Source organism: Vibrio sp. V19_P1S1T109, from assembly GCF_002241375.1.
Classification (GTDB): Bacteria; Pseudomonadota; Gammaproteobacteria; order Enterobacterales; family Vibrionaceae; genus Vibrio; species Vibrio anguillarum.
Genome location: NZ_NDIM01000156.1, coordinates 1 through 4,899, shown reverse-complemented (window position 1 = coordinate 4,899; position 4,899 = coordinate 1). Strand labels below are relative to the sequence as shown.

5 protein-coding genes are annotated in these 4,899 nt (G+C 42.7%); 4 read left to right on the top strand and 1 reads right to left on the bottom strand.

Annotated elements, in window-relative coordinates; all coding sequences use genetic code 11:
* The 4 genes from makC to makE all read left to right on the top strand — a co-directional run.
* Positions 1 to 302 (top strand): alpha-pore-forming tripartite toxin MakABE regulator MakC (gene makC, locus B9J87_RS07365; RefSeq protein ID WP_254918108.1); only part of this gene is annotated, 302 nt, incomplete at its 5' end.
* An 11-nt stretch (positions 303 to 313) separates the two neighbouring features.
* The gene (gene makB, locus B9J87_RS07360; protein ID WP_013868235.1) at positions 314 to 1,378 is read left to right on the top strand and encodes an alpha-pore-forming cytotoxin subunit MakB; all 1,065 of its coding nucleotides are present in this window, start codon (positions 314 to 316) and stop codon (positions 1,376 to 1,378) included.
* A 12-nt stretch (positions 1,379 to 1,390) separates the two neighbouring features.
* Positions 1,391 to 2,500 (top strand): cytotoxin MakA, encoded by a 1,110-nt coding sequence (gene makA / locus B9J87_RS07355; RefSeq protein ID WP_000082912.1) that lies wholly within the window; start codon positions 1,391 to 1,393, stop codon positions 2,498 to 2,500.
* A 50-nt stretch (positions 2,501 to 2,550) separates the two neighbouring features.
* The gene (gene makE, locus B9J87_RS07350; protein ID WP_019283034.1) at positions 2,551 to 3,612 is read left to right on the top strand and encodes an alpha-pore-forming cytotoxin subunit MakE; all 1,062 of its coding nucleotides are present in this window, start codon (positions 2,551 to 2,553) and stop codon (positions 3,610 to 3,612) included.
* Between the two features lie 35 nt (positions 3,613 to 3,647).
* Here the strand turns inward: makE and B9J87_RS07345 are convergent, their stop codons facing one another.
* Positions 3,648 to 4,883 (bottom strand): aromatic amino acid transport family protein, encoded by a 1,236-nt coding sequence (locus B9J87_RS07345; RefSeq protein ID WP_094149993.1) that lies wholly within the window; start codon positions 4,881 to 4,883, stop codon positions 3,648 to 3,650.
* Between the last annotated feature and the right edge of the window lie 16 nt (positions 4,884 to 4,899).

The window sequence follows — 4,899 nt, the reverse complement described above, 5'->3', positions numbered from 1 at the left end:
AATATATGGGCTCGGGTAATGAAGGCCAAGCTGAGTTAAAAACAGCCTGTAAAGACGGCCAATTATTATGCTGGCGAGTTGTCGCTATTTCACCAGACAATGAAGTTGATATTGTCGAGTTTAATGGGCAAATGATAAATGACAGAGTTTGTATACCCACTAAGCAAGGACTAAGCGGTGATGAATTCTGGGAAGGCCGAGTTGAAGCGCAAGGACAAGCCAGCACACAACAATACAATGCGACCTTGTCTATTGATGGTGCAAGATTAACGTTTGATCCTTTCCTCGTTATTTCACTGTAGAGGGCGAACTCATGTTAAGCCCAAATGTTGATACCGCATTAAATATGCTGACCGACGTATATACTGATTTTTTAGGTATTAGTAACTACGATGCAACGTGCAACTCTCTCTTTATTGGCCATGTAGCAAAAGATCCAAACTGGCTCGTAGAAGTTCGAAGCAGGACTGAGATCTTAAGAGCGGTAATGAATGAGTTTATGCAGCAAAAGCCTAAAATTTTTGCGCAAATTATTACATCGTTTATTAATTATCAGACCACGTTCGATGCCTGCGCACAAAACAGTAAGGCGATAACAAGTACGAAGCAATGGATTGAATGCTTACAATTATTGCAAAAAACGTTAAAGCAAAATATCACGTTAACAAATGAAGCTCAGCAAGTTTTCACGAAATCTTACAGCCAAGCGAAAAATGCAGAGGAGCTGCTCGCATCCAGCATTCAAGATGGCTGGAATGAACTTGCGAGCGAAGAACAAGCAATGGTACGCATTGCAACAGAGATAGGCTCTCTATCGCAATCCATTGCCAGTTTAGGAGCCAATGTCACGGCGGCCCAATTAAGAGCAGGAAAAGCTTACATACAAAGTATGGTCACTATTTCCTACGGTGTCGTAATGGGAGCAACGACGTCTGTGCCATTCCTTTCCTTTGCTGGTGCGCTATTCACGGTTGGTTACAGTGCATACAGCACAATATCGAGCGCGAAAGAGGTACAACAAGATTTAGACAAACTCACTCAATTACAAACACTAGCCAGTGAAGAAGCACAAGCGGCTGCCATTACTAAAGCCATTATTCAAACCCTCAGCAACATGAGCGAAGAATTCCTAAAGATTGATGATAGCTTGCCAGCACTTTCATTGTTATGGCAAGACGAATTAGACAAGGTAAACGAACTGATCAACGCCTTACAAAGCGGTTCAGACCCTGCCCTATTGACTGATTTGCAAACCATCAAGATTGCTTCAGCCTCATGGAAAACTATTTCAGAATTTGTGCAACTCATTAGTTTACCGCCAAACGTTGGAAAACCCGTTTTAGTCAACACACTAAATAACACCATTCAAGAACAGTAAAGGAGATACACAATGTCACAACAAGTTACTCAGTTGAACCCAACACAGCAAACCACTCAATCTGCATTTTTGGCAACCACAGTCATCACAGCGCAGTGCCATGCCATTTTAAACACACAATTTACGCCACCTACGGTAAAACCAGATTGGTTTGATGACCTGAGTAAAAAGTTAGACTCAGCAAAATTGGTTGCTAAGCAATGGATTGACGATTTGGGACCACAAGTATCAGCATCGATTCCCTCCAGCGTAATTAATTTTGACGCCACTTTCCAAGCATCAATCGATGCCATTCATGAGTTATATAAAGCGGATCCAACAGCAAGTGGCAAAGACAATACGACGGTTCAGCAAGCTTCACAGATTATGACCGCCCTATCTTCTCAAGTCAGCGGTATCGAAGCCACAGTCAAAGGGATGAATAAGGAACTCTCTGATTGGGGGGTGAAAATGCAAGCAGCACATGATGACTTAGTCAATGGTGCGACCAATATTCAAAAAACAATTATCGATTTACAAACAGATATTGAAAGTATGAATAACGCAATAGACAACAATCGTGCAGCCATTGAGAAACTGAATAAAGATCTAGTCTATGCACAAGTTGCGGTTGGTGTTGGCATCTTTATGCTCGTCGCAGGCGTTGCGCTTACCGTCGCAACCGCTGGCACCGCAGCTGTAGTCTCCGGCGGTATCGCAGCCGTTGGCGCGGCATCGATTATTGCTGGTGGCGTTACGTGGGGCGTATTACAAAATCAAATTGATGATGACTACGACAGCATCGCGCAAGAACAAAAACAAAAAGCTGAAGATCAGCAACAGATTATCGCTTTACAAGGGCTTTCCAATGCCAGTAGCGCCGTCGTTTCAGCGATTGAAACATCGACATCAGTATTATCTGATTTTGAAACGACGTGGACTGTCTTTGGCAACGAGTTAGATGATGTAGTAACCAAGCTTAATAATGGTGCATCCATGCAGAGCATTATTATGGAAAAAGTGATGTCTGACGCAGCGAAAAACGAATGGGATGATGCGGTTGAACTTGCTAAACAGCTAGCTAGCGCAAAAATAGCTATCGAAACGAAAGAGTTAGCACCTGCAGTAAAACAAGCAGCTTAAACATTACTAAAGGGGGTTATGCCCCCTTTTATTCTTTTTCGAGGACCATCATGAATCAATCAGCCAGCGAGCAACTTCAAACCGACATTCCTGCATCTATTAGCGCTATGGTGTTACTAAATTCTGCATGCCAAGGCGTTGTTGAAACTTATATTGATCAAGGCAATGCAGAACATTGGTATGCTCAGGTAGAACAAAATTTAAATGCGGTGCAAAAACTGGTACGACAATGGCGTTTGAGTGGTAATTTATATTTTTCAAATGACATTATGGACAGTGTTCTTTCCATTGCGAATACATTCAAAGATTCTAATGTTCAAATTTTAACCTTATTCAAAGCACTAGAAACCCGTTTTGACGCCGCTCAACTAAAGCAGCTCACTTCATTAATCTTAACATTACAAAATCCGATTCAAAGTCTTACATCAAATATAAAACGTTATGATGAGGGATTGAATGCTTGGGCTCGCCAAGTGGAAGATGCTCATAACACATTGCAACAAACTATTGCACAGATCCAGCAAGAAGAAGTTTCCATCCAAGCAGAAATTATCGCCACTAACGCCCAAATTGATCTAATGAAACAGCAGATAGCAGCATTTAAAACCGCCATTGCGAATGCTCAATCGCAGCGTAAGAAAGGGATATTTGAAACGATTTTTGGCGTGGTGCTTGCTCCGTTTACACTGGGAGGTTCTTTGATATTGGCAGGGTTTGGTGTTAGCTCTATTGTAGAAGCACAAAGTGAAATATCTAGCCTGCAAAGCGATATCCAATCATCTTTAAATACCATCAACCACGATCAACAAACGCTCTCTCAAGATCAACAACAAATCGCGTCTCTCAATGCCCTATTGCTAAGTGTCGATCAAGTTAACAACGATTGTGCGGCGATCAGCCGATCCTTAGATACACTACAAACCACGGTGCTCAGTTTATACAATGAAACCAACAACGTCGTTTCTAACCTTACCAAAGCACAAGATTCACAAGCGGTCATTCTGGAGCAAGTTTGGTACCAATCAGCTTACAATGAGTGGCAAGATATTCTGGAGGTAGCATCAACGCTCAATAATGCACAACCTCAAATAACAAAAGCTCAAATCAAGTAATTGATTTGGCTCCAGTGACGGAGCCAATGGCTGATTTAATTGAGCAAATTATAAAGCAATGCCGATACCGCCAATAACCCTATTGCCATGACAAAGGGTGTACTCATCTGCTGTTGATACTTCGCCAGCGATGGCACTTTGAATACAGCAATCATCGGCATAATAAACAGAATCATAGCGATCACGGGGCCTGAAAACGCTTCCATCATTCCCAGAATGCTGGGGTTGAGTATCGCGACAATCCAAATCGTGACAAACAAAATCGCAATGGTGAGTCGCCCAGCAAGACGCAATGACAGGCCAAAGTTTTTACACAGCAATCCAGTCAGGCTTTCTCGCGCACCAAGGAAATGCCCTAAAAAGGAAGAGGTAATGGCAATAAACGCCACTAAAGGGCCTAGAGTGGCGATAAAGGGATTATCTGTGACATTGGCAAGGTAAGTCAGCACTGAAATATTTTGCACTTTTGCTTCTTGCAATGCCTCTGGTGATAAAGCCAATACGCAAGAGAACACGAACAACAAGACAAACAGAATCAATACAAGACTGGTGTAACGCAGAATCTGCTCTGATTTTTTATCCGCTAGCGCGCCATAATGACGACGTTGAACATTGGCAAAACTTGAGATCGCCGCTGCGTGGCTAAAAGAAAACACCACGACAGGAATGGCTAACCACACTGTGTGTAAGAAATCACTCGTTTGCGGCAAGACTAATGACGGCACTGACCAATACGGGATCAAATAGAGCGAGAGAAATAATAAAATAGCCGCCAATGGATAAACCATAACAGCAAAAGCGCGCAACATGATCTTCTCGCCACCCAGCATAATGGCAATTAACGCAAAGACTAAGCCACCAGAAAGTAGCACCCGAGGGGGAGCGACCATCTGCGCTTGATTAACCAAAAAGCTATCAACCGTGTTAGTTAGACCTACACCGTAAATCAGTAAGATTGGGAAAATAGAGAGGAAATACAGCAAAGAGATCAAGCGACCAGCCCTTTGGCCAAAGTGTTCTTCAACAACATCGGTAAAATCGGCATTAGGACGGCGCGATGAGAGAACAAAACGAGCAAGACCACGATGAGAGAGATAAGTCATCGGAAAAGCGAGTAAGACCATTAACACTAATGGCCAGAAACCACCTAACCCAATGTTGATTGGCAAAAATAGAATGCCAGCCCCAACGGCCGTACCAAATAAACTGAGTAGCCAATAGGTGTCGTGTTTAGTCCAATTGGAAATCTGAACATGACTAAAATGAGCCATTTCCTTAGTGTCTTTC

Excerpts from the sequence above, each read along its gene's own strand:
- makB (WP_013868235.1), top strand. The coding sequence starts at position 314 with ATGTTAAGCCCAAATGTTGATACCGCATTAAATATGCTGACCGACGTA.
- makA (WP_000082912.1), top strand. The coding sequence starts at position 1,391 with ATGTCACAACAAGTTACTCAGTTGAACCCAACACAGCAAACCACTCAA.
- makE (WP_019283034.1), top strand. The coding sequence starts at position 2,551 with ATGAATCAATCAGCCAGCGAGCAACTTCAAACCGACATTCCTGCATCT.
- B9J87_RS07345 (WP_094149993.1), bottom strand. The coding sequence starts at position 4,883 with ATGGCTCATTTTAGTCATGTTCAGATTTCCAATTGGACTAAACACGAC.